General features: G+C 61.3%; 3 protein-coding genes. 2 read left to right on the top strand and 1 reads right to left on the bottom strand.

The window, feature by feature from the left end; genetic code table 11:
• Positions 1-7 precede the first annotated feature (7 nt).
• Positions 8-175 (top strand): aldehyde dehydrogenase family protein, encoded by a 168-nt coding sequence (locus tag B879_RS24330; protein WP_497706796.1) that lies wholly within the window; start codon positions 8-10, stop codon positions 173-175.
• Here B879_RS24330 and B879_RS24335 read toward each other — a convergent pair.
• On the bottom strand, positions 129-302 hold the full coding sequence (locus B879_RS24335) for a heme-binding beta-barrel domain-containing protein (protein WP_497706797.1): 174 nt from the start codon (positions 300-302) through the stop codon (positions 129-131). The two genes, B879_RS24330 and B879_RS24335, sit on opposite strands and share 47 nt — an antisense overlap.
• On the opposite strand from B879_RS24335, the gene B879_RS24340 reads away from it, so the two are divergent.
• Positions 220-545, top strand: a 326-nt coding sequence (locus B879_RS24340; RefSeq protein WP_238542272.1) for a hypothetical protein, incomplete at its 3' end; no start/stop codon positions are given. The two genes, B879_RS24335 and B879_RS24340, sit on opposite strands and share 83 nt — an antisense overlap.

Below are 545 nucleotides of genomic sequence, written 5' to 3' on the forward strand. Positions count from 1 at the left end.
GAAGATCGTGGCGCGGGCCGCCGCGGAGCAGTTGACCCCGGTGACCCTGGAATTGGGCGGCAAGTCCCCGGCCGTGGTGATGGATTCTTCCTCCTCCGCCGTGGCCCGCCGGCTGGTCTTCGGTAAATTCATGAACGCCGGGCAGACCTGTGTATGGCGCCCTTTTCGTCGGTGATCCAGGTTTCGGAGCGGTACTCCAGGAACGGCAAACCGTTCTGCGTGAAGCTCATCCGCTGCAGGAAATGCCCATCGTCGGCTTCGCCGTCGCCAAGGCGGCCGGTCCCTTCCCAGGTGCCGATCAGCCAGGACAGCGGAACCAGTTCGGGGGTCAGGTCTGTGGGAATCTCGATCGCCATCGTGCGTTACTTCTTTACTGCTAGTGGTTTTCTACTTCTGACCCTTGAAGAGGCGCGCGACGACAAGTCCGGCAAAGCCGGCCATGCCCAGGCCTGCGACGACCAGCAACGAGAGGAAGAAGATTTCGAGTCCAAGGTATTCGTTCATGCCACCATCCTAACCGCTTCTGGGCGCTGTACGCCTCTTTC

The sequence above is a fragment of the Cecembia lonarensis LW9 genome, from assembly GCF_000298295.1.
In the GTDB taxonomy this organism is placed as follows: Bacteria; Bacteroidota; Bacteroidia; order Cytophagales; family Cyclobacteriaceae; genus Cecembia; species Cecembia lonarensis.